At 41.4% G+C, this 23,732-nt stretch carries 30 protein-coding genes; 14 read left to right on the top strand and 16 right to left on the bottom strand.

The window, feature by feature from the left end; translation table 11 throughout:
* Positions 1–132: 132 nt before the first annotated feature.
* The 14 genes from CKK33_RS11515 (at position 133) to CKK33_RS11460 (ending at position 6,783) form a co-directional block, all read left to right on the top strand.
* Positions 133–1,173 (top strand): hypothetical protein, encoded by a 1,041-nt coding sequence (locus CKK33_RS11515; protein ID WP_095704249.1) that lies wholly within the window; start codon positions 133–135, stop codon positions 1,171–1,173.
* Positions 1,174–1,217: 44 nt separating this feature from the next.
* Complete coding sequence (locus tag CKK33_RS11510) at positions 1,218–1,901, top strand: hypothetical protein (RefSeq protein WP_143822951.1); 684 nt, start codon at positions 1,218–1,220, stop codon at positions 1,899–1,901.
* 3 nt (positions 1,902–1,904) lie between these two features.
* The gene (locus CKK33_RS11505) at positions 1,905–2,348 is read left to right on the top strand and encodes a hypothetical protein (protein WP_095704247.1); all 444 of its coding nucleotides are present in this window, start codon (positions 1,905–1,907) and stop codon (positions 2,346–2,348) included.
* Positions 2,348–2,623, top strand: coding sequence for a hypothetical protein (locus CKK33_RS11500; RefSeq protein ID WP_095704246.1), 276 nt, complete (start codon positions 2,348–2,350; stop codon positions 2,621–2,623). The genes CKK33_RS11505 and CKK33_RS11500 overlap by 1 nt, the downstream gene beginning before the upstream one ends.
* A gap of 1 nt (position 2,624) precedes the next feature.
* Positions 2,625–3,110, top strand: coding sequence for a hypothetical protein (locus CKK33_RS11495; protein WP_095704245.1), 486 nt, complete (start codon positions 2,625–2,627; stop codon positions 3,108–3,110).
* Positions 3,111–3,162: 52 nt separating this feature from the next.
* A complete protein-coding gene (locus tag CKK33_RS19525; protein WP_158223430.1) occupies positions 3,163–3,303 on the top strand; it encodes a hypothetical protein in 141 nt (46 codons plus the stop codon).
* A 91-nt stretch (positions 3,304–3,394) separates the two neighbouring features.
* Positions 3,395–3,823, top strand: coding sequence for a hypothetical protein (locus tag CKK33_RS11490; RefSeq protein ID WP_095704244.1), 429 nt, complete (start codon positions 3,395–3,397; stop codon positions 3,821–3,823).
* Positions 3,824–3,896: 73 nt separating this feature from the next.
* Entirely contained in the window at positions 3,897–4,061 is a 165-nt protein-coding gene (locus tag CKK33_RS19520; protein ID WP_158223429.1) for a hypothetical protein, read from the top strand.
* Complete coding sequence (locus CKK33_RS11485; RefSeq protein WP_095704243.1) at positions 4,061–4,642, top strand: lysozyme; 582 nt, start codon at positions 4,061–4,063, stop codon at positions 4,640–4,642. The genes CKK33_RS19520 and CKK33_RS11485 overlap by 1 nt, the downstream gene beginning before the upstream one ends.
* A complete protein-coding gene (locus CKK33_RS11480; RefSeq protein WP_095704242.1) occupies positions 4,614–5,108 on the top strand; it encodes a hypothetical protein in 495 nt (164 codons plus the stop codon). Before CKK33_RS11485 ends, CKK33_RS11480 begins: the two co-directional genes overlap by 29 nt.
* Positions 5,108–5,665, top strand: a complete 558-nt coding sequence (locus tag CKK33_RS11475; protein ID WP_095704241.1) for a hypothetical protein — start codon at positions 5,108–5,110, stop codon at positions 5,663–5,665. Before CKK33_RS11480 ends, CKK33_RS11475 begins: the two co-directional genes overlap by 1 nt.
* Positions 5,665–6,000 (top strand): hypothetical protein, encoded by a 336-nt coding sequence (locus CKK33_RS11470; protein ID WP_095704240.1) that lies wholly within the window; start codon positions 5,665–5,667, stop codon positions 5,998–6,000. Before CKK33_RS11475 ends, CKK33_RS11470 begins: the two co-directional genes overlap by 1 nt.
* 1 nt (position 6,001) lies before the next feature.
* Complete coding sequence (locus tag CKK33_RS19515; RefSeq protein ID WP_158223428.1) at positions 6,002–6,166, top strand: hypothetical protein; 165 nt, start codon at positions 6,002–6,004, stop codon at positions 6,164–6,166.
* A gap of 413 nt (positions 6,167–6,579) precedes the next feature.
* Positions 6,580–6,783, top strand: a complete 204-nt coding sequence (locus tag CKK33_RS11460) for a hypothetical protein (protein WP_095704238.1) — start codon at positions 6,580–6,582, stop codon at positions 6,781–6,783.
* Between the two features lie 329 nt (positions 6,784–7,112).
* Here the strand turns inward: CKK33_RS11460 and CKK33_RS11455 are convergent, their stop codons facing one another.
* The 16 genes from CKK33_RS11455 to CKK33_RS11380 form a co-directional block, all read right to left on the bottom strand.
* Positions 7,113–8,360, bottom strand: coding sequence for a lipopolysaccharide assembly protein LapB (locus CKK33_RS11455; protein ID WP_095704237.1), 1,248 nt, complete (start codon positions 8,358–8,360; stop codon positions 7,113–7,115).
* 57 nt (positions 8,361–8,417) lie between these two features.
* Complete coding sequence (locus CKK33_RS11450; protein ID WP_095704236.1) at positions 8,418–9,524, bottom strand: lipopolysaccharide assembly protein LapB; 1,107 nt, start codon at positions 9,522–9,524, stop codon at positions 8,418–8,420.
* 3 nt (positions 9,525–9,527) lie between these two features.
* On the bottom strand, positions 9,528–12,170 hold the full coding sequence (gene gyrA / locus CKK33_RS11445) for a DNA gyrase subunit A (RefSeq protein WP_095704235.1): 2,643 nt from the start codon (positions 12,168–12,170) through the stop codon (positions 9,528–9,530).
* Between the two features lie 202 nt (positions 12,171–12,372).
* Positions 12,373–12,768: a hypothetical protein gene (locus tag CKK33_RS11440; RefSeq protein ID WP_095704234.1), complete on the bottom strand. Its 396-nt coding sequence runs from the start codon at positions 12,766–12,768 to the stop codon at positions 12,373–12,375.
* 1 nt (position 12,769) lies between these two features.
* Positions 12,770–13,681, bottom strand: coding sequence for an oxygen-dependent coproporphyrinogen oxidase (gene hemF, locus CKK33_RS11435; protein ID WP_095704233.1), 912 nt, complete (start codon positions 13,679–13,681; stop codon positions 12,770–12,772).
* A 93-nt stretch (positions 13,682–13,774) separates the two neighbouring features.
* Complete coding sequence (locus CKK33_RS11430) at positions 13,775–15,019, bottom strand: MFS transporter (RefSeq protein ID WP_095704232.1); 1,245 nt, start codon at positions 15,017–15,019, stop codon at positions 13,775–13,777.
* 125 nt (positions 15,020–15,144) lie between these two features.
* The gene (locus tag CKK33_RS11425; protein ID WP_095704231.1) at positions 15,145–15,342 is read right to left on the bottom strand and encodes a cold-shock protein; all 198 of its coding nucleotides are present in this window, start codon (positions 15,340–15,342) and stop codon (positions 15,145–15,147) included.
* 222 nt (positions 15,343–15,564) lie between these two features.
* Positions 15,565–16,035, bottom strand: coding sequence for a hypothetical protein (locus CKK33_RS11420; RefSeq protein WP_095704230.1), 471 nt, complete (start codon positions 16,033–16,035; stop codon positions 15,565–15,567).
* Positions 16,036–16,283: 248 nt separating this feature from the next.
* On the bottom strand, positions 16,284–17,090 hold the full coding sequence (locus CKK33_RS11415; protein WP_095704229.1) for an SDR family oxidoreductase: 807 nt from the start codon (positions 17,088–17,090) through the stop codon (positions 16,284–16,286).
* A 55-nt stretch (positions 17,091–17,145) separates the two neighbouring features.
* Entirely contained in the window at positions 17,146–17,889 is a 744-nt protein-coding gene (locus CKK33_RS11410; protein ID WP_095704228.1) for a menaquinone biosynthetic enzyme MqnA/MqnD family protein, read from the bottom strand.
* Positions 17,890–17,891: 2 nt separating this feature from the next.
* On the bottom strand, positions 17,892–18,524 hold the full coding sequence (locus CKK33_RS11405; protein ID WP_369803556.1) for a histidine phosphatase family protein: 633 nt from the start codon (positions 18,522–18,524) through the stop codon (positions 17,892–17,894).
* 88 nt (positions 18,525–18,612) lie between these two features.
* A complete protein-coding gene (gene mqnE / locus CKK33_RS11400; protein WP_095704227.1) occupies positions 18,613–19,806 on the bottom strand; it encodes an aminofutalosine synthase MqnE in 1,194 nt (397 codons plus the stop codon).
* 166 nt (positions 19,807–19,972) lie between these two features.
* Complete coding sequence (locus CKK33_RS11395; RefSeq protein WP_198952463.1) at positions 19,973–20,923, bottom strand: D-2-hydroxyacid dehydrogenase; 951 nt, start codon at positions 20,921–20,923, stop codon at positions 19,973–19,975.
* Positions 20,924–21,007: 84 nt separating this feature from the next.
* Complete coding sequence (gene serC, locus CKK33_RS11390; RefSeq protein ID WP_095704226.1) at positions 21,008–22,075, bottom strand: 3-phosphoserine/phosphohydroxythreonine transaminase; 1,068 nt, start codon at positions 22,073–22,075, stop codon at positions 21,008–21,010.
* A gap of 174 nt (positions 22,076–22,249) precedes the next feature.
* Complete coding sequence (gene rpe, locus CKK33_RS11385) at positions 22,250–22,900, bottom strand: ribulose-phosphate 3-epimerase (protein WP_095704225.1); 651 nt, start codon at positions 22,898–22,900, stop codon at positions 22,250–22,252.
* A 75-nt stretch (positions 22,901–22,975) separates the two neighbouring features.
* Entirely contained in the window at positions 22,976–23,632 is a 657-nt protein-coding gene (locus CKK33_RS11380) for a 3-oxoacid CoA-transferase subunit B (RefSeq protein ID WP_095704224.1), read from the bottom strand.
* Positions 23,633–23,732: the final 100 nt, after the last annotated feature.

Below are 23,732 nucleotides of genomic sequence, written 5' to 3'. Positions count from 1 at the left end.
AACAAAACCAGCGTTTTAGGTAAGAATTAAGCAAAAAAAAACCCGCCAGTGTGCTGCTGGCGGGTAGTTATAAATGTGTTAAAGGGCTTCAACCACCTTTAACACGGTGCTAATACCAAAACCTCTAACAGAATGATACTAACACAAAACGCACTCATTGTTTCAGGCAATGAGTTAGATGCTCTTGAAACCGATACATATAGTGATAGGTCGGAGGTAACTTTGTGCGGCTCATCGTTTTGCCGCTCAAAAACATCAGTGCTAAAGTTAAAAACTAATTCCTTAACTCCAAAGGAAAAAGCCACGTTCTTAACCATTGAGCAAGAGCAAAAAGAACTAAAATCAGCCCCCCTATCGTCGGCAGATATGCCACAATTCAATCATTTTGAACGTTTAACGCCTTTAAAAGTTTGCGGCCGTGAAAGAAAGTCAATGAGCCAAAGAACGAAAACAAAGATAAGGCAAAAACTAACCGCCTGGGCAAATACTCAACGCCCAAAGCACCAGCAACTAAAGTTTGTTTTCATCACGCTGACCTTAACCAGTAAGCAGATTGGAACTGATAAGGACTATAGCAGGATGTTAAACACGTTTTTTACGTACCTGCGCAAATACTACGGCTTTAAAAACTACTTCTATGTCAACGAAAAACAAGAAAACGGCAATTTACACTCACATATTGTCTATGACAGGTTTTTACCTGCCCAACGCATCAATTACATATGGTGCAAAATTCTCCAGCAAAACGGTTACACCTTTAACGGCCAAAAAGAATTTAAAGCAGGTAAAGGCGGTGCGAACCCTGTAGACGTTACACAAATCTTTTCTACCGACCGTGTCGGTTCGTACGTTACGAAGTATGTTACAAAAAATCATACCGAAATGGATTGTGCTATTTGGAACTGTTCAAATACCATTTCTCGCCTCTTTACAAGTGTGAAATTTCACAAAAAAGACGTGTTCTACACACTATTTCATACGTTCCGTAACACGTTTAATGTAAAACTTGCCAATAGGGAAACCCTGCATATAAATTTGCTCTCATTCTATCACGGAATACAAAAAAAACATTTCAAAATAAATGAGCGTGTACTCTGTGAAACCATTGATAGAGAACAATTTATAAAAGAAAATAAAGACAAATGCAAATTAAATCAGCTACAACTGGCGTAACCGAAATCACGGATTTAAAAATCCAAAAATCAATATCTCACATATTGATTATTAAAAACGGTGCTGCCGAAATCGTTGACGAAAAAATTACCCTGTCGCTGCAAAGCGAACAAGGGTCAGCAAAGGTGTTGCCGCTTTCAAAAATCCGTACACACGCCATTATTTCGCAGTTTCAGGCTGGTCACCAGCTAATTGAGAAAAAAGCAGATGGTACTGTAAAATGCGCCTTTTTGCTGGCTCTTTCAGCTACTGACGCAATCTTGTTGCAAAACAACACATACTTAAAGCTCGACCTTACCAATTTGGTAGCTGGTTCTACCTATGAGGTTTTCGGCTTAGAGTATGCCAGCGCATCACGCTTCTACAACGAATTTAACAATGAAATTATCACAGGCAACGACAGCCAAACCAAAACGTTTACCCCGCAGTTTGGCGCAAAATCGCTTATACTGTCAAATAATGGTTCGTTGTCATCTGTTCGCCTCTCTTATGCAGGTGCTAATGAGGTGACTTACACACCCCAGGAACTTGACGCAATTATGCGGTCATCAAACGACATTTCGTTTGCTCCTGACAAACTGATTGAGGGTGATACCGTAAATCAGGCTATACTCGGTGGCGGTACAGAGTTTTGGGCTCTAAGCCTCGTTGGTGTATCGAAATTTGAAGTAACTACAACTGGTGCCGATGACCTGTCGGTTATGCAGATAGTTGTAAAAAGCTATTAGTGTTTGAGAAGTGTTGAGTTAACCCCCGTTATTACCGATTATACCATCCAAGATGCGTATTTCGGTAATAACACAAGGGAAAATTATTACGGTGGCGGCGGTGGCGGTTATTCTACACCTGTTCAGCCAATAACGGAAACAAAACCAATGACATTACCAATATCAACTAATATTTTAAAAGACATTGCAGGAACTGTCAGCGATAAAATATCCGCCGTATCTGTAGCACCTCAAAACTATTTACAGGAGGCTTTAGATAAAGCCTCTACAATTGGTGCCGCCTTGGGTTTACCTGTGCCATCCCCCGCCCCTACTACTTCGGTAATGGGTTCAGAGGTAACGGTAACTGCAAAGCCAACTTACTGGTGGCTAATTGTAATCGTTGTTTGTATACTGGCCGCAATACTCGGCTATGCTACAACCGACAAAAAGAAAGGTTGGAAATAATGAGTTTTTGGGATAGCGATTTTGGTTCAGTTCTCCGTCAAATCGGTTACAATGCAACTGGCGGAATCATAGGTGAACAGGGTAAAACGGTCACTGTTGGCGATATACTGGCTGCTGGTGCTTACATATATGGTAGCACACCACAAGGTCAAAAAGTTATCAGCGATGCCGCAGGTTCATATGTTGGTGCGACCGCAACGGATAATAAGTACTGGATAATGGTTGTCGCCATATTGGGTTTTTTGGTTGTCATTTTGGCTCTTAAAAAGAAATAAAATGCCAATCCCTGTAGCTGCTGTTGTTGCTGTTGCTCCGTCTGTAATAAGTGCTATTGGTGGCTTATTTAAGTCTGACCCTCGCAGGGAGGCCAATATTTGGATGAACATTTATGCAGAGGTAAACGCCATCATTGCTACCCGTTACCCTCGTAGGATTAAAATGACGGATGTGGGTATGTATGTATACTTTTCCATTGATGATGCTATTAAAAAGCGTGACGAAATGGATGGTTATCTACTGGATGCCCTTAATAAAATTCAATCAGGCCAACCCCTGGAAAATACACCTCAAAATATATGGTGTGTTGACGAGTTGAAACATCGTGCTATTGGTAATCACAATACCGAGTTCTACGCAAACGGTGATGACCCTATTTGGCACGCTCTGTTGCAGGCTAAAATAGAAACGCAGACAAAAAAATATCTGCCTATTGTGGCGGGTTTGATAGCCTTTATATTGCTTATATGGGCTTTAAAGAAGTAAATAATTAATTAAAAATAAAATGGCTTTATCAAAGGCAAAAAAGAAAAGGTACATGAAAGTATTCGCAATTGTAGCGGCTGTAGCTGTCGGCCTGTATTACCTCGTATTTAAAACAGCGAACGGTAAAACATTCGTCAATTCCGCTGCCGCAAAAATGGGTATCGGTTCATCAACTAACCCGCTGATTGTATAATCATGCCACCAAAAAAAGTAAAAGTAAAAGAGGCAAAAGCCACAAACGGCAAACCTCTAAAGTTTAACGGTAAACCTCTAAAAATAAAATAATGGGTTACAATAACAGCCGCTTTGGTAATGGCGGCTACCAGTCGAATAACGGCTATGGCCGTTCTAATTACGGTAACAACGGTTATAACAATAACCGTCAGCAAGCCCGTAAAAAATCAGGTGCAAAGCACAAAAAATCTGACAAAAACGGCAATCCTGTTACAACTGGATGGTCGAAAACTCGTGGTGCTGGCTTTGTAAAATTCCTTTGCGTGTTCACAAAAAACACTGACCAGCATTCGTCTCAAAGTGGCCGTATTTGGGCTAACGTAATGGTTGTTGTACAAAAGCCAATGACCCCCGATGTTCGCACCAGCGGTTTAATGGACTTATCAACTGGTAAAGTAGTAGTTCAGTCTATGGGAATTGTTATCAATCCCCAAGCACCAAACGGCGGCTTTACAGGTCAGTACGGACGCAAAAAATAAACATTTACCTATCTAAAAGCGTGGCCGCTTGTCGGTTTAACTTGTCGGCTGCGCTTCATAAAACACTATCAAGATGCTTAAATTTTTAAAGTTTATAAATGTCGTTGGCTTGGTTAAACGTATCATTAAATACGGTGACCATATCACGCTTATTGCTGATACAGCAAAGTACTGGCATACCGAGGCTGAAAAGCGCGGCTTAATTGGTAACGATGCACCCGCACAAGTAACTGAATAATGAATGTCACACAGGATTATATCGACTGGCTCGCAGAAGAAGAGGCCTTTTCTTCTAAGGCGTATAAAGATGGCTCTGTCAATGGCGTTCAAATGTATAGCATCGGCTATGGTCATCAAATTCAGCCTAACGAGCAATACCTACGCACAGCCACAATCGACAAAGCCAAAGGAAAACAATTATTAAATACCGATGTCAAAGACCGTGTTAACTTCGTCAATAGTAAGCTCAAAAAGGCTATCACTCAAAATCAGTTTCACGCCTGTGTTGATTGCTGTTATAATGCTGGCGTTGGTGCTTGGCAAAATGAGATTTTACCCCTCATCAATGGCGGTAGCTCGGCCGCAACAATCGCAGCAAAAATTAAAGGCTGGCGCACTACAAAAACAGAGAACGGTATCAGAATTACCGTACCAGCTTTAATTAAAAGGCGTTCAGAGGTTGCCAGTTGGTACACAGGTAGTCCGATTGTAACCATTCTTTCAGCGATTAAAAAAGTGGCTATTATGCTGGCCGTAATAGTCGCTGGTACATACTTAGTTTATTTATACAATGGCGAAAAATTTCCGATACACATTTAATAATATTTCTGATTGGCCTTGGCTTAAAATCGTTCTTATAGGCGGTTTTTCCCTGTGGCTTATCAATAAGATAGCTTCATCATCTACATGGGTTGGTGACTTTATCAGGCGTATTATATCGCCTACTGTTACAGAAGTTGTAGAGCATCAACAACAGGTTTTTGATATCAAGTATAAAAACGTAACAAATAGTACTTGGACGCCCGATAAAATCCGTTCTGATGCCCGTAGGTTGGCCTATGAATTTAATACTTATAAAGGTTCTTGGGGTGTTGAAAGGATATTTTATAGGCTGGATGACACTGCGTTCAATATCGTTAAGAACTATACCAATAAGACTTTAAAAAAGGCTTTGGACGAAGCATATACAACTTTTGCTACTGACGGCCGAACCCTTGACACTGATTTAATGAAATTCATATCATCAGACGGTGTTAAATATTTACGTACAAAAGGCATTTTATAATGATATACAAAAAATCTTTAGTAGTAGTAAACGGCTATAGGCTCGTTGATAACGGAGGTGGTGATATTCGCTGTTATTTACAAAGTGGTCAGGATTATAATTTACCGTTTGTTCCTACTCATGTTAAACTAATGGATGTGGGTAGCGGTGAAATTGTTGATCATCTAATTGAGGGTTACAATATCTTCGGCTTTGCCGATACCCAAAAAATTTACAATGCTGCAAAGCTGTATGATTTTCCTGACGAATTACTGATTGATTGCCCCTTGCATACAGCTAACGGAAATTCTTATGAGCATTGTTATGTTCTTTCGCCAGAGGCTGTTATTTCTGACGCTATAGCCCAAAAGAACTTGTTTATCATGGGGTATTCACCATTTGTTCAGCCTGTATACTATTCAGGTAAATTTTTACTTGATGATGGCGGTTTCGCTAACAAGATAGTGCCTGACCCTATAGACTTGCCTGTATCAATGAAAACAAACGGTTTTCCTAAACCACCGCAAGCCGCTGACGTGGACGGTGAGTATATTTTACCATACTTATTTAATAGCTAATGGATATTACAGAAAAAAGGCCGCAACTAAAAACATATGCCGTTACCGTTCAACAGGGTACTCCTGAATACAAATTTAAGCCATCAGGCCGTTACCTTTTGTTAGATATCGAATGCCCCGAGGTGAGCAAAAAATATGTGGATGCCTTAGCCCGTGCAAATCGTTCAGTTTATGAAGCTATGTGCCAAAAGTATTTCGCTGGTGAGTTTCATTTTGATGATAGCAAGATAAATGAGCCTGAAACCCGTACGATTAAGTATTTAAACAATATGTTTAATGCGGTTTCTCCAGGGCAACCCTTTTTGATGGTTTTAACAATAATTCAGTTTGATTAATATGCAAGATTTACCCCTATTACCTGATACTTCGGCAACTGCCGCTCCAAAGCGTTCTATTAAACAAAAAGCTAAAGACACGGCCAAAGAGGGCGCAAAGTGGGCTTTTTGGTACGGTGTGGCTCAATTAGCCGTTGAAGTTGCAAAACTTTTTATTCATCACTAATATCTACCTTGAACCATTCATCAAAAAACCGCAGCACGTATAAACCGAAACTTTTTATTGTTTACATCAAAAAGAACTCCACGGATTTTATGAAACTGCACGTCAAAAACTTTAAAAAGCTGTACATATGGCTCGACAAAAATGAGCCTAATTGGCGTTTTGGCAATGTGTGGTTTGATCGTCGTCAGGTTGGTAATTTCACAAAAAATAATCGTCCTGACCGTCCCTACACGATTTAATATCTACCTTGAACCATCCATCAAAAAACTCGGATGTTCAAATGTTTGTAACTTTTTTCACACAATTGTGCATTAAAGTTTTTGGCATTAAAAAATTATTAATTAATATTGGTAGTCGAACGCTTCAACCGTTTGGCTACCCTTAACATATTGATTATTTAAACCTCTAACAAAATGCCAAAAGAGTACAAGCCCTTTCGGGTTCGCTTTACTAAAGCGAATACCGTTGACCAGTTAAAAGCCGTAAAAAAGCTTCTTAACCGTCACCCCTCCCTTACCCAGATTGTTAATGAACTAACATCTGTTGACCCCGTTATCACAGTTTATCAAAATGGCTCTGTTAATTTCTTAACTGATGCCCACTTATTTAAAACCTAAACTATGTCGTCTGAATTAGAGATTTATAAACTCGAAACTGAATTGCTATCAATTAAGAAAAAATACAAAAGCTTACAGTCTTTTATAATAGTATTTTTTCTGTTGTTCCTCGCAGCATGTCTATTTGCAGTTGTTACATTAAGCGATGAACATAACCGAGTTAGCAGAGCCTTGGATATATTATCACAAATTAAAATTTAAAACAATACACCGTTCTACTTAACATAATATGACTTTCTAAAGTACAATTAACATTATGTTAAGTAACAGTTTTAATTAAAGAGCCTATATTTCTATAGGCTCCTACTATTGCTTTGGCAACTTTGAGTTTATTGATTAAGCGCCTTGATCTGAGCGTTGATCTTAGCTGCATTGGCGTCATCACGTTTTCCTTTGTAATACGTAAGCAAAGCGCTTAATGCATCCTCAGATTTAGGATTTATTTCTACAGCTTTTAATATATATGGTTTAGCCAGATCAAATTGTGCAGATGCTTTTGCCATCATAGCTGTGTAATCTTTCTGTTTGTTTGCAGGCAATTTATTAGCCGCGTTAAACATGTCAATAGCTGGTGACAAATAAACAAAACCCAGGTTCAAATTAGCCTCAAAATAGTTTGGATCAACCTCTATGGCCTTTTTATACATTTCAGCAGCTTTGTCCAGATTTTGCTTTTTCTCTGCTTCAAGGCCCGCTTTTGTTGCCGCAGTAGCCTTATCGATACGTTTTGTATAAGTATCAGCAGTTTGTGAGTAAATTAAACCTGCATAATAATATAGATCCTTGTTCTTAGGATCAGCCTGTATAGCCGGTAAAAGTGTTTCTAATAGCTCTTTTTGTTTGCCTTGTTTAAGGCTCAGGTCAATTTGGTTGGCACGCATATTCGCGTTTTTAGGGTATTTAACCAACGCCTCATTAATTAGCTTCATTGCACCGGCTGTATCCTTATTCATTATATAAGCACGCGCAAGGTCATTGTATACAGCCTCATTTTTTGAGTATTTGGTAGTTACCAGTTTACTGTAGTTGGTAATAGCTGCAGGATAATTCTTTGCATTAAACGCAGCCATACCTGTGTATAAAATCGCGGTAGTATCTTCCGGGTTAGTGCTGCGGTAGTAATCAAAAGATTTATATGCTTCATCATATTTCTGATCGTTAAACTCTTTTGCACCCTTATTGCCCTGGTACCTGCCCAATATACCATTAGCGCTTTCAATGATTTTTTTGTTCTCCCCTTTGGTATCCAATTCCTGGGCTTTTTTTACCGCTTCTGCCGCGATAGTGAAGTTAGACATTGCTGCTTCAGGATTTTTTTCATCGCTTGATTCTACAAGTCCTGCATAAACAGAAGCTTTTACCGCCCAGGTCTTTGGAAGATTGGCTGTTTTAGGATCGGCTACCGCTTTGTCAATAGCTTCTTTGGCCTTATTAAGGCTTGGTATAGCCAACGTAGGCTGGCTTCTTAGGCTTTCGTATTTTTCATACTCCGATTGCGCGTTATTTACTTCTTTTTGCGCAAAGGCTGCCGTTGAGATAAGCCCTAAAACGCCTATCATTAAGAATTTAATTTTCATCAGTTACTGTTTTAAATTGGTAATGAGTGTAATACGGAATATTTTCCGCTTAGTTTATTAATTTAATTGTTCCAGTCGGTTGTTTACCCTATCTAATTGTGATTGGTTTCCGGTTTTTGTGTATGCCAATTGTAACAACTCAAGGCAGTCTTTATCACGTGGAGCCATCTCGTTGGCTTTTTCAAGCCATACTATCGCATTAGTAATGTTTCTGTTGTTGGTATCGCTCTTAAGCGTACTCATTTTAAAATATAACAACCCCAAATTTAACACAGGCTCATAAGCGTTGCCATCTAACTCAATGGTACGGAGATATAATGACTCTGCTTTGTCAAAATCGTTTAAATGATCATAACAATTAGCGGCAACAAAGGTAATTTCAGCGTTGTTGGGGTTATCATCTATCAATTGGCCCAGTAAAGGTTCTAACGATTTATAATCATGTTTGTTATTATAGATGTTAGCTTCATCATGCAACAACTGCTTATTAGTTGGGAGCATTTTTCTACCCTTTTTAACAATTTGAAGTGCTTTGGCGGTGTCGCCAAGAGATTTATAAATGGATGATGCCGTTTCCAGATACTCTACATTTGTACTGTCGGTATTAATGAGATTATCAAAGTACTTGGCCGCGTCTTTTAAATTGCCCTGCTTATTATTGGCAAAAGCGATGTAAGCGTTAATGCTTTTTTGCCCAGGCGCATACTTTTTAGCGTTTTGGAAAGCTATTGACGCGTTTTTATAATCGTTGTTGCGGATTAACACGAACCCTCTCCTGATGTAGGCGTTGGCGAGGCATCTGCTGGCGTAATCCATTTCTGGCTGATACTGAAATATCTTGTTTTTAGCCGCGAATTTTTCATACAATGCCGTGGTTTGATCCAGGAAATTATCAGGCTGTTTTAGTGCATTAGTAGAATCTATCTGCAATATGCTGGTATTGACGATAATACGATAGATATTCTTTTCCAAATCATTAGAATCCTTCTTGGTGACCACAAGGCTATCTGCTGATTTTTTTGCCCGCGCCAAAAATGCTATATCAGCCTTTTTTTTATAAAAAGCAAGGTTGTTTACCACGCTTTTCAACGCTTCGGACTGGCCGAAGGCGATTGACGTAATAAACAACCCAATTATTATTAAACCCAACTTGCTTTTTTGCATAAGCTATTCTGTTTGGTCGTCGTCGATAGCGGCATCATCCGCGTTACCTTCATCAATTTTAGTATCCTGTTTTATATCAGATTCTTCTGTTCCTGCTGCTATGTCAGCATCTGTACTTTCAGCTATTTCCTTATCGGCTGTCGCATCGGCTATTACTGCTTCGTCAAGTTCTTCGTCCTCAACATGTGCAACGGTTGCTACAGAAGCAATTTCGTCGTTGCCTTTCAGTGTTATCAGCCTCACTCCTTGTGTAGCGCGGCCCATGGTGCGTAATTCAGCTATAGCCATGCGTATAATGATGCCTGATTTATTGATGATCATCAAATCTTCAGTATCAGTAACACCTTTTATGGCAACAAGGTTTCCGGTTTTTTCAGTAATGTTAAGCGTTTTAACACCCTTACCGCCCCTATTAGTTACACGGTAATCCTCTATATCGGTACGTTTACCGTAACCTTTTTCAGATACAACCAATACAGTTGTTTCGGCGTCATTGATACTTATCATACCAACCACCTCATCATTATTGCTATCCAGGCTGATACCGCGTACACCTGTTGCTGTACGTCCCATAGGCCTTACAGTAGATTCGTTGAAGCGAATAGCGCGGCCTGATTGCAGCGCCATAACAATTTCACTTGTACCGGTTGTTAATGTTGCCTCAAGAAGGGAATCGCCCTCATTAATGTTGATGGCATTGATACCGTTTGCACGTGGGCGCGAGTATGCTTCTAAAGATGTTTTCTTGATCACACCTTTCTTAGTACACATAATAATGAAGTTGTTTTCCAGGTATTCCCGGTCTTTTAACGACTTCAGCTTGATATACGCCTTTATCTTCTCCTCTTTCGGAATGTTAATGATGTTTTGTATAGCTCTGCCTTTTGAGGTGCGCGTACCTTCAGGTATTTCAAACACACGTAACCAGAAACATTGGCCGCTTTCGGTAAAGAACAGCATGTAGTTGTGGTTAGATGCGATAAGCAGGTGCTCTATAAAGTCGGCATCGCGGCTGTTGCTACCTAATGAGCCTTTACCACCCCTGCCCTGACGGCGATATTCTGTTAACGAAGTACGCTTGATGTAACCCTCATGGGAGATAGTGATCACTACATCTTCATCCTCAATAAAGTCTTCGGTTTGCATTTCTGCAGATGAGTGCACAATTTGGGTTTTACGCTCATCACCGTATTTCTCTTTTATCTCCGTTAACTCGGTTTTAATGATACCCATACGCAGGCCTTCGTCTGCCAAAACAGATTTTAAGTAATCTATCTGTTTCATTAACGCATCGTATTCATCTCGGATCTTATCACGTTCCAGACCGGTTAAACGGCGAAGCGTCATATCCAAAATAGCACGTGCCTGTATGTCGCTTAAGCCAAATTTCTCCATCAAGCCTTCACGGGCTTCATCAGGCGTACCTGATGAACGGATCAACTGGATTACCTCATCAAGGTGATCAAGAGCGATCAGCAAACCTTCCAGGATGTGGGCGCGTTTTTCAGCCTCGGCAAGTTCAAACTTGGTACGGCGTATAACCACCTCATGCCTGTGCTCAACAAAGTGATGGATAAGGTCTTTCAGGTTAAGCAACATTGGGCGGCCACCAACAAGCGCTATATTATTAACGCTGAATGATGTTTGCAGCGCGGTATATTTATAAAGGTTATTTAAAACGATGGCCGCGTTGGCGTCACGTTTTATCTCATAAACCACCCTTATACCCTGGCGGTTAGATTCATCGCGGATGGCGGAGATACCCTCAATTTTCTTTTCATTGATTAGTTCGGCGGTACGCTCGATCATCAACGCCTTATTTACCTGGTAAGGTACATCACTTACAATAATACGTTCACGGTCATTATTGTAAGTTTCTATCTCTGCCGTTGCGCGGATAACGATACGGCCACGACCGGTTTCTAAGGCAGCGCGAGGGCCTTCAAAACCGTATATAATACCTCCGGTTGGGAAATCTGGACCTTTTACGTGTTTGATAAGTTCGCTTACCTCAATATCCCTGTTGTCAATATATGCTAAAGTAGCATCGATTACCTCGTTCAGGTTATGTGGCGCCATGTTCGTGGCCATACCTACGGCAATACCCGATGCACCATTAACCAGCAGGTTAGGGAATTTAGCGGGTAATACAGTTGGCTCTTGGAGCGAGTCGTCAAAATTAAGCTGGAAATCAATAGTATCCTTGTTGATATCGGCCAGCATTTCTTCGGCTATCTTTTGCAGCTTTGCCTCAGTATAACGCATTGCTGCAGGTTGGTCGCCGTCTATTGAGCCGTAGTTGCCTTGTCCTTCAACAAAAGGGTAGCGTAAGCTCCAGTCCTGTGCCATACGCACCATGGCATCATATACGGAGGTATCACCATGCGGGTGGTATTTACCCAATACCTCACCTACTATACGGGCAGATTTTTTGTAAGGTTTGTTATTGTTGAGGCCCAAATCAAGCATGCCATACAATACGCGCCTGTGTACCGGTTTTAAACCGTCGCGCACATCGGGCAGCGCCCTTGACACGATAACCGACATTGAGTAGTCAATGTAAGCGGCACGCATCTGTTCATCAATATTTATCGGGATTATTCGGTCTTCTTTATGGGCGTTCTCGTTTTCTAAATCTTCAGCCATTTTCTAATTTTTCTGTAGATAATTTGGGCGCTGTTATTAGGTTAAGTAATGTTATTTAAGCGACCTGCGAAGATAAGAAATTATACGTAGAACGGTGGTTTTTTTACTAACATTCTGCCTGTTTTGCACAACAAATCATGAGTAGAAATGGAAAATCCCTATCTTAAAATATACATGGAATTAAAGGGACTTTTATGGGGAATTACTGCACCCTTTTCCAATATTCTTCTACAACGGTACCATTGGGTAATTTCCCATTAAAGATCAGCGTATCATTACGTATACTGAAATGATACTTGAGCGTGACGTTGAGCCATTTAGATGGCTGCGCACTATAGGTTTGTGTTTCAAAACAGCTATCACCGGATAATTTATAGTTACCGGTTTCATAGGTAAGCGGTTGCGCATCTTTTTCGAGGTAGGTGCCTGCGTAGTGTTCCGCGTTGTATTGCCTTCGCAAAATATAATCTTTGGGGGCGGTTTCCGGCTTGCCATTATAAATACCGCCTCCATACTCCCATCTGCCGCTAAGGCCACCATCCAATTTAAATGATGTTAGCGCGCCCAATAGCAATATGAATATGAGTGCCTTTTTCATTTTAAACCCAGTTAATGCCTTTTTTTAACAAGCTAAGCGTTTTCTCTTCTTCGCTGCCCGCTTGTGGCTCATAATTGTACAACCACTTAGCGGTTGGTGGTAAGCTCATTAATATAGATTCAATACGGCCGTTGGTTTCTAACCCAAATTTAGTACCCGCGTCATACACCAGGTTAAATTCGGCGTAACGGCTGCGGCGCTGATATTGCCATAATTGCTGAGCTTCAGTATAGATTTTATCACGGTTGCGGTTCACCAGTTCAATATAAGTTGGGGCAAAGGTGCGGCCAACAGCTTTTGAAAATTCAAACACCTGTTGCCAGCTTATATCATCGGTTGCCGTTAAGCGGTCATAAAATATGCCTCCAATGCCTCGTGTTTCTGCTCTGTGTTTAATGAAAAAATAGTCATCGGCCCATACCTTAAAACGATGATAAAAATCAGCATGGAACATATCGCAGGTGTTTTTCAATTGCTGATGAAAAAACCTTGCATCATCTTCAATAACATAATGCGGTGTAAGGTCAATTCCACCACCAAACCAGCGCACCGGCGGTGTGCTGGAGTTGAATGACGATGGCATTTCGAAATACCTGATGTTCATATGGATGATAGGCACCAATGGATGATTGGGATGGATAACGATAGATACTCCTGTGGCGAAAAAATCGTCTTGCTCTACTTTAAGAGCTCTTTTTACCGTATCAGGCAACTGGCCGTGAACGGCAGAAAAGTTCACGCCGCCTTTTTCAAATATTTTTCCATTCTGTATTACCCTGGTACGACCACCACCTCCACCCTCACGTTCCCAAATTTCCTGTTCAAACCTGGCGCTTCCGTCAGCGGCTTCCAATGCTGCGCATATCTCATCCTGTATTTGCTGGTAATCGGCGGCTATTTCTTCCCTGCTCATTTGCGTAGTATGTGAGTGATCGAATAATGCAACTGCTGAGGCAAAGTTAATAATAATAATACCCTCGCAGTTTTAAAAATAGACATTTAAGGATTAAATCAGCCCGGCCTCATCTTCTATATAATTCAGATCCTTGCCAAATGTTTCTTTTAACTGGCTAAGCGAGAATAACGAAATGATGGTTAATGCGATCATCATGATGTAACCCGTGGTGATCATGCCGTAGTGCGGCTTCAATAAATTAAAGATAGTATTAATGGGTATTAACGAGCCTCTTACAAAGTTAGGAACGGTTGTAGTTACGGTTGAGCGGATGTTGGTACCGAACTGCTCAGCGGCTATGGTTACAAAGGTAGCCCAATAACCTACGGTGCATCCCATAAAGAAACATACCCAAACAAATTTATCGTGCGTGATACCTTTAGCGCCCAGGTAAGTAAACGCGCTAACAAGCGACAATACCAGGAAAACAAGCATAGTTAACCTGCGAGATTTGGTTACCTGCGCCAACAAACCGGCAAAAATATCGCCTATGGCAATACCTATATAGGTGTATAAAACGCCCTCGCCGGCTTTGAGGGTTTCTGTAGCGCCCAACGCTTTACCAAACTCTGGCGAAAGGGTAACTAATATGCCTACCACGTACCAAAGAGGCGCACCTATTAAAATGCAATACACATATTTCTTAAACCTCCCCCAGTTGTTGAATAGCATTAAGAAATTGCCTTTTGATACCTTACTTTCCTGTACGTTTCTGAACATGCCCGATTCGAAGGTGCCCACACGTAGCAACAACAGTAATATGCCGAGGCCGCCGCCAACCATGTAAGCGCTTTGCCACCCGTGTTTTGCCACCGCGTAAGCAGCAGCCGCGCCAAAAAGTCCTATAACCGCTACGATCATGGTTCCGTAACCGCGATTCTCCTTACTTAAAGTTTCGGAAACAAGTGTAATGCCGGCACCGAGTTCGCCGGCCAGGCCTATACCTGCTATAAAGCGTATAATAGCATAAGAGGTTACATTGCCCACATAGGCATTAGCGAAGTTGGCAATGGAATACAACAAAATAGAGCCAAACAAAACTTTTATGCGCCCCATCTTATCGCCTATTATACCCCATAGTATGCCGCCTAACAACAAACCTGCCATTTGCACATTGATAATCAACTGCCCTTTTGTAGTAATATCCGCTTCGCTAAGGCCAAGCGCGGTAAGACTTGGCACCCGCACTATCGAAAAAACAAGTAAGTCATATATATCAACAAAATAACCGAGTGAGGCAACCAGCACCAGAAATACGGCATTGCGGGTTAACTTGGCGGGTGTAGCTTCTGTCATAAATTATCAGGTTAGTGGTTAGTTGGTTCCACTAAGGTAAATATTGCACTTTAGGGTGCAAATATTATTCAACAAAAAACCCCTGTTTTATCAACAGGGGTTTAATTATAAGGGGAAAAGGGGTTTTATACCTTTTTTACTTTTACTGCCTGTAAGCCTTTGCGGCCCTCTTCTTCTTCGTACTCTACATCGTCATTATCCTTTATGGCGTTAACACCACCCTGCACATCTTTAAAATGTACAAAAAGATCTTTACCTTCTTCAGTTATAATAAATCCATAACCTTTTTGTGTGTTAAACCATTTTACTTTACCAGTTTTCATAATGCTTAATTAACGTATTAATAATTGTGTTAAGATTAGTAAGTAATCCAACTGAATTAAAATGGGTTTAATAATCAATGTAGACGTACAACTATCTTATCAAATATAATAAAAAATTAATATGCAAATAATTATTTGGCTGATATAAAATAGCTTAAACAAAAACCGCCCGGAAAGCTAAGCTAACCGGGCGGTTTTGATATATATGGTTAATAATAAAAATTATTTAACTTTTTGGAACGGATAAACGCTGCCTGTTGGTGTAACTCTTACTAAAACTTCTTCTTTATCGTTTTTCAAGTCAACAAAGTAAACGGTTGGTTCAACGTTGTTTTCGTTTTCTAATTTGATGATCTCGTTTGCAAAATAACCCTGGAATTTAGCAGCGATAGTTTTTTGAGCGGCTACCGGTAATGCACGATATTGTACATTTTCAGTAAGGCCCATAAACTCGCCCCTCAGGTTGTAAAAAGCTGATTTCTGTACACCATCTACAGTGAAGGTAGCTTTTCTAAAATCGCGGGTAACTTTCCAGGTTACATTCTCAGCACCTATAAAGTCGTTCTGAAATTGACTAACAACATAAGAAGGTACGTTATCGTTACCACCTTCTGCTTTAACATTTTTATCGCCTGCAAAAACATTAACACTTAATAAGGCTGCTATGGCGGTAGTTATAAATAATTTTTTCATGGCTGTCAAATTTTAAATTATGCAACAAAAATAAGCCAGCTTTGAATATTCTCAAAATTTTAGGTAATTATTATATAATTTTAATAATAATAGATGATTTTTAGAAAAATTGTCAAAATAAGGGCCTTTAGATAGTGTATTTTTTACAATATGGCAATGATTTTTACAATATCTTATTGTAAAAAGTACACTAAGGTATTTCTTTCACTCGTAAGTCTATGTATTTTACTTTCTTATGACAATAAGCGCTATCCGTTGTCAGAAAAACCGGGATACAGTGTCATACCTCCATCAATAAATATGGTAGTACCGGTAATGTAATCTGCTTCATCAGATACGAGCCAGGCAGCAAGATTGCCTACATCAACCGGCTGACCAATGCGCTTATAAGGAATAAGAGTCAGCAATTTATTTAATGCTTCCGATGTTTCCCAGGCTTCTTTATTAATGGGAGTTTGTATAGCTCCCGGGCCAATGCCGTTTACACGTATCTTAAAGGGCGCAAGTTCCTGTGCCAGGCTTTTCATTAGCATTTCAATCCCTCCTTTACTGGCAGCGTAATTTACGTGCCCCGCCCATGGAATAATTTCATGCACGCTGCTCATACAAATAATTTTGCCTGCAGCTGCACTTACCCCCTGCCTTACCCCTTGTTGTATAAATATTTTGGCGGCTTCGCGCGAGCAAAGAAACTGGCCTGTAAGGTTTACATCAATAACCGTTTGCCATTGGTCAAGCGTCATATCAACCAGTTTGGCATCTTTTTGCAGGCCCGCGTTGTTTACCATTATATCAAGTGACCCGTATACGGAAAGGTGCTGCGCAAACATGGCTAAAACGTCATGTTCTCTACTTACGTCGGCTTTAATGGCTATGGCTTCGCCGCCATGCTTTTTAATCTCGGTTACTAACTCGTCAGCATGTTCGTGGTTATGCACAAAGTTTACAGAAACTTTTGCGCCGGCCTTGGCCAATGCTAAAGCTACGCCCTTGCCGATGCCGCTATCGGCGCCGGTTATAATGGCCGACTGGCCTTTTAATTTTTGTATTTCCATAGTTATATGGAATAATACAGGCGCTTAGCGTATTGTTTTATCGTAGGTGTCGATTTTACAAAGCCTTAATATAATCAAGGAAAAGATACAGTGCTTTTTTCTTGTCGTCTGTTAAATTAAAGTCGAGTTTGTGCATCAGGTAATCTTCCAGGTCAAAATCAGCACGATGAGGGAGCTCTTTCAACAGATCAAGCCTATGGGCAAGGCCATGGCGTAAAGCAGTATTAAACGCCTGTATAAATGCTTCCGGAATAGGTTTGTTGGCTATCCAGGCAGCGAATACAAATGGTAAGCCTGTAAATTTTTTCCATTCGCCTGAAAGATCATAAACATACTTGTACTGCTCGGTTTTACCGAAAGTGCGGTCGCCAATTTGTACAAACGCGGTTTTAGAGTCGGTTGAATGCGCGTAATCGGGCGCATTCTCAATCAATTGAGGCGACACTTTCCAGTAATTTTTAAGCAACACACGGGCAAGGTTATTAGAACTGCGCGACTCCGGATCGAGTTGCAACGTGGCAGCTTCCTGTATAGGGCAATTGCTGAAAATAAATACAGAATTAACAGGCCCCTCTGCGCCGATGCAATAGTTGGAGATGATATGCCATTCGGACATGCTTAAAGTGGCTGCCACCGGTATAAGCCCGATATCTACCTGGTTATCTATCAGTTTACGCGCGCAATCTGCAGGCATGTCCAAACTCAGGTCGATGTTTTCTTTTACAGCAGAATGCTGCAGGCCATATAAAAAAGGTTTGGTGTTAGTATAACTAACAGCCGATATTTTTATCTTATTCACGATTAAATTCCCTGTTTCGACTTTAGATGGAGCGCGTTGTTTGCATCAACAATGGTAAACTTGCTGCCATCATAAGTAAGTTTATAAAGCACCAGATTTTGGTGCGGAAAAGTATCCATTTGTGTTAAAGGCTGTTCTGTTAAGATGCACATTAACAAACGTAAAGCCCTGCCATGCATACATACCAACACCTTTTTTTCTTCGGGATGGCTCATGATCACGCTCATGGCTTCACGCTGGCGGATAGCAACCTCGTTAGGGCTTTCGCCACCTTCAAATTTCGAGTCGAGCTTGCCATCCAGCCAATCACGCATAAGGTTTAAAAACGCCGCCTTGCTTTCGGGCGTGGCCGGTTGACCTTCCTGTACGCCCCATGCCAGCTCATCCAGGCCGCTCAGTTTCTCAAATGGTATTCCCTTATCAATAAAGGGCTGTATGCTTTGCTGCGTACGTTTAAGGCTTGATATATAGATCTTATCAAAAGGTATATCTTTATAAGCAGCATAAAATTGCTGAGCCTGCAAGCGTCCCTCTTCATTCAGGTCAGTATCTCGGCCGCGGCCTTGTACAATGCCTAACCTATTCAATTCGGTTTGCCCGTGGCGTACAATATAAAGTGTCTTTTGAATATCCATTTTTTTAGTTTAAAGCTGAAAGTATAAGGCTTAAAGCTTTGTTTTTGGAAAAGATAATGAGCTTTTTACTAAGCTTTTACCTTTTCGCTTAATTAATAACAGGCAGCTTGTAATAACTTGGTTTAGCGGTTTCCTCAAACTGGTAGTCCTTGTAATCGGTAACCACGTTGTACAAGGTATCACGTTCTATCGGATGCCTGCCTACGTTTTTAATCAGTTCTACCAGCTCTTTGGTACTCATGGCCGGGTGTTGTTCCTCGGCACCTGCCATAGAATAAATTTTGGTAGTATCGTCAAGCGTACCGTCAATATCATCCACACCAAAGTTTAATGATAATTGCGCGGTGGTACGACTGATCATGGCCCAGTAAGCTTTAATGTGGTCAAAGTTATCCAGATAAATACGGGCTATGGCGTAGTTGCGCAGGTCCTCAATCACGGTTGATTCCGGCACATTGCTCATCTGGTTATCCTGGTTGCGGAATTTGAGCGGTATAAACGTTTGGAAACCGCCTGTACGGTCCTGTAACTGGCGCAGGCGTTCCATATGATCAACACGATGCCAGTATTGCTCGATGTGGCCGTAAAGCATAGTGGCGTTTGAGCGCATACCGAGTTTGTGCCATTCTTCATGTATGGCCAGCCACTGGTCGCCAGTGCATTTATCTTTTGCTATCAGGTCACGTACTTCCGGATGGAATATCTCCGCGCCACCGCCGGGGATTGATTCCAATCCGGCATCTTTCATCATCTTCATGCCGGTGGCATAGTCTATTTTAGCCTTTTTGAAGATGTAATGATATTCAACCGGTGTTAACGCTTTCACGTGCAGTTCGGGTCTATGCGCTTTTATCCTGCTGAACAATTCGCTGTAAAATGGCACATCATATTGCGGCAATACCCCGCCTACAATGTGCACCTCGGTTACGGGCTGGTCATCGTATTTTTTTACGATATCCATCATCTCGTCCATGGTGTATTCCCAGCCATCAGCACGCTGCTTTATAAGGCGCGAGTAGGAACAAAACTTGCAATCGTAAACGCACAGATTTGTGGGCTCGATATGAAAGTTACGGTTAAAATACGTTTTATCGCCGTGCTTTTGTTCGCGTATGTAATTGGCCAATACGCCAAGGTAACCAAGTTCAGCTTTTTCATACAGCAAAACGCCCTCTTCAAAGGTGATGCGCTGTTGATGAAGTACCTTCCCGGCTATATCTTTTAATTCGGGTAAAAGTTGAGGATCATTGATCAGTACCCGTAAATTCTCTGATACTTCCATAGTGGAAAAATTTGAGCAAATGTAGCAATTTGCGGTTGTTTTAAAACATTATTAGCACTGCCAACAGGTGTTTAAACACAGAGTTTGACGCTCACTTTACATTAACCCAAATAAAAAAGCCCTGTGCGGTAAAACACAGGGCCGGATATGATTTTTTAATAAATAATTATCCTTTAAAGTGCTGGATGATCAGGCTGGCAAGCTCTACACCTATACGCTCCTGCGCCTCGTTGGTAGCAGCGCCAATGTGTGGCGTAAGCGAAATTTTAGGATGCGACAAGATATCCTGGCGCGGAGTCGGCTCGTTATCAAACACATCAAGCGCGGCGAATGCTACTTTACCACTGTCTAAAGCAGCTATCAGATCGGTTTCATCAATTAAGCCACCGCGTGAGCAATTCACCAAACCAACACCTTTTTTCATTTGCTCGAACTCAGCAGCCGCAATAAGCGCTTTGTCAACAAATGGGGTGTGCATGGTAATAAAATCCGCATTGGCGATAATTTCTTCTTTTGTAGCTGTTTTAACGGCTACTTTAGCAACGTAACCACCACCTAAAACTACTTCAACTTCGGGGTTGAACGGAAATACATCAAATGCCAATACTTCCATACCCACACCGATAGCGATTTTAGCCACCTCACGGCCAATACGGCCGAAACCAAGGATACCTAAAGTTTTGCCACGCAGCTCGACACCTTTAGCATAAGCTTTTTTAAGGTCGTTGAATTTGGCAGCGCCATCAACCGGCATTTTCCGGTTACTATCCGGCAGGAAACGTACGCCGCCAAACAAGTGACCAAATACCAGTTCCGCTACAGATAATGATGAAGACGCAGGTGTGTTGTAAACTCCTATGCCTTTTTCTTTGGCGTAGTCAACATCAATATTATCTACACCAACGCCGCCACGACCAATCAATTTTAGATTTGGGCAGGCGTCAATTAAAGCTTTACGTACTTTGGTAGCACTACGCACGGTAATAGCATCGTACTCCTGCAAGCGGGTGGGTAATTCATCCTGTGGGATATTGTTGGTATCCACTATAAAACCGGCATCCTCAAGCATTTTTTTGCCTATAGGGTCGATACCGTCATTAGCTAATATTTTGATCATCTTATTATTCATCGGGTCATTGAGTCATTGAGTCATTGTTGGCCGTTAATGACCTAATGACTCAGTGACCCAATGACGTTTAAACTATTTATTCTTTTCAGCAAACTCGCGCATCGCATCTATCAGCACGTAAACACTGGTGATGGGCAATGCATTGTATATAGAAGCGCGGAAACCACCAACACTTCTATGGCCTTTGATACCTACGATACCCTTTTCGTCACAGAATTTAAGGAATGGTTTTTCAAGCTCCGCATTCTCCATCACAAAGCATACGTTCATGCGCGAACGGTCTTCTGGAGCGGCAACAGCTTTGAATAGTGGGTTGCGGTCAATCTCTTCGTAAAGTACCCGTGCTTTCTCGTTATTTTCTTTCTCGATAGCCGGTACACCACCTTTAGATTTTAACCATTTCAGGGTTAACATAGATACGTAAATGGCAAAGCAAGGAGGCGTATTATACATAGAACCACCTTCTATTTGTACCTGGTAGTTGTACATAGCAGGTATTTTACGGCCGGTTTTGCCTAAAATATCATCTTTAACAATTACCAGAGTAACGCCGGCAGGGCCCATGTTTTTCTGCGCGCCTGCGTAGATCAAACCGAAATCGGCCACATTTACCTCGCGGCTGAAAATATCAGACGACATATCACAAACCATTGGCACAGGCGATTTAGGAAATTGCTGTAACTGCGTACCGTAAATGGTATTATTTGATGTGATATGGAAATAAGCCGCATCAGTTGGTATGGTATAATCTTTAGGGATATAAGTGTAGTTGCTTTCTTTTGAAGAAGCTACTACTTCTACATCACCAAAAAATTTAGCTTCTTTTAAGGCTTTACTTGCCCATACGCCGGTATCCAGATAAGCGGCTTTGCCACCCTCCGGTAACAGGTTGTTGGGCGCCATGGCAAACTGGGTGCTTGCACCGCCTTGTAAAAACAGTACCGAATAACCTTCGGGTACGTTAAATAGTTCTTTTACCAACGCAACAGCTTCATTCAGTACTTCTTCAAATTCCGGTGAGCGGTGCGATATCTCCAGCAAGGATAAACCTGTTCCGTTGAAATCAAGTACAGCCGCTGCTGCCTGTTTGAATACCTCCTGAGGCAATATGCCGGGTCCGGCACCGAAATTGTATTTCATGATTAATTATTTATGTATTGGTTTATTAAGTTTGTACTAAGACGCGCCTAAGGTAGTTAATTCGACAAAAATTATAGACTTTTTTTACATTTTTTTAAAATGCCGTGACATAAGCAAAACATTCTTTTTGCTCGTTTGGATAAATATTTACCAGAAATTGTAAACGAGTGTGAGTTACAAATGCTTTAACTGCGAAATAGCCAAAGAAGGATCACTTGCCGAGAATACCGAACTTCCTGCTACCAAAACGCTGGCCCCGGCCTCAACTAATTTGGCAGCGTTGCCGGTATCAACACCTCCATCAACCTCTATTTTAAGATCAGGATTGGTATTTGCGGCAAGCGTTTTTACCTGAGCAAGTTTTGTAAAAGTATGTTCAATGAATTTCTGGCCGCCAAAACCGGGGTTTACTGACATCACCAAAACCATGTCCAGATCAGCTATGATGTCTACCAAATTTGCAACAGGCGTTGCAGGATTTATAGCTACGGATGCTTTACAACCCAGTTGTTTGATGACCTGTATGGTGCGGTGCAGGTGCGGGCAGGCTTCGTAATGTACCGTTATGCTATCGGCCCCGGCTTCCTTAAAGTCTTTAAGGTATCTGTCAGGGTCAACGATCATCAGGTGCACATCAAGCGGTTTTTGCGCGTGTTTTTTGATAGCTTTTATAACAGGGAAACCGAAGGAGATATTCGGCACAAACATACCGTCCATCACATCCACATGGAACCAATCTGCTTCACTGGCATTTACCAGTTCAATATCTCTTTGCAGGTTTGCAAAATCGGAAGCTAATAAAGAAGGCGCTATCAAATGGTGCATGCGGTAAATATAGGGATATTTTAAAGTTTACAGTTAACACTTTGCAGTTAGCTACTGCAAACTTCCCTCCGCAAACTATATTGCCATCTCCGGCACATCACCCTCAACAACCAGCTTGCCTGCCGTTGCTTTTTTGATATCTTCCACAGAAACACCGGGCGCCCGTTCTACCAGCTTGAAACCACCATCGGGCAGAACGTCTAACACGGCCAATTCCGTAACTATTTTTTTAACACATTTAATGCCGGTTAAGGGCAAGGTGCAATTAGGTAAAAGTTTGGATTCGCCAGCTTTGTTAACATGCTGCATGGCTACAATAATATTTTCGGCTGAAGCCACCAGATCCATGGCTCCCCCCATTCCCTTTACCATTTTACCGGGAATTTTCCAATTAGCGATGTCGCCATTTTCAGATACTTCCATGGCGCCTAAAATGGTCAGGTTAACTTTCTTTGCCCTAATCATGCCAAAGCTCATGGCCGAATCAAACACCGCAGAACCGGGTAGTTTGGTTATGGTTTGCTTACCTGCGTTAATGGTGTCAGGGTCTTCTTCTCCCTCAAACGGAAACGGCCCCATCCCTAACAATCCATTCTCAGATTGCAGCACTACGTCAATATTTTCCGGGATATAGTTGGCTACCAATGTAGGGATGCCGATACCCAGGTTAACATAATAACCGTCTTTTACTTCTTTTGCTATGCGTTTAGCTATGCCTTCTTTGTCTAACATAGGTTTAATTTCTTGTTACACTATAATATATGTCATTGCGAGTAGCGTTAGCGACGTGGCAATCATAGGCAGATCAGTGTGCCTGTTCTGTGAGATTGCT

The sequence above is a fragment of the Mucilaginibacter sp. MD40 genome, assembly GCF_002288635.1.
Lineage (GTDB): Bacteria > Bacteroidota > Bacteroidia > Sphingobacteriales > Sphingobacteriaceae > Mucilaginibacter.
Note: the sequence above shows the minus strand (reverse complement) of the source record. Positions and strands in the feature narration are given on the sequence as shown.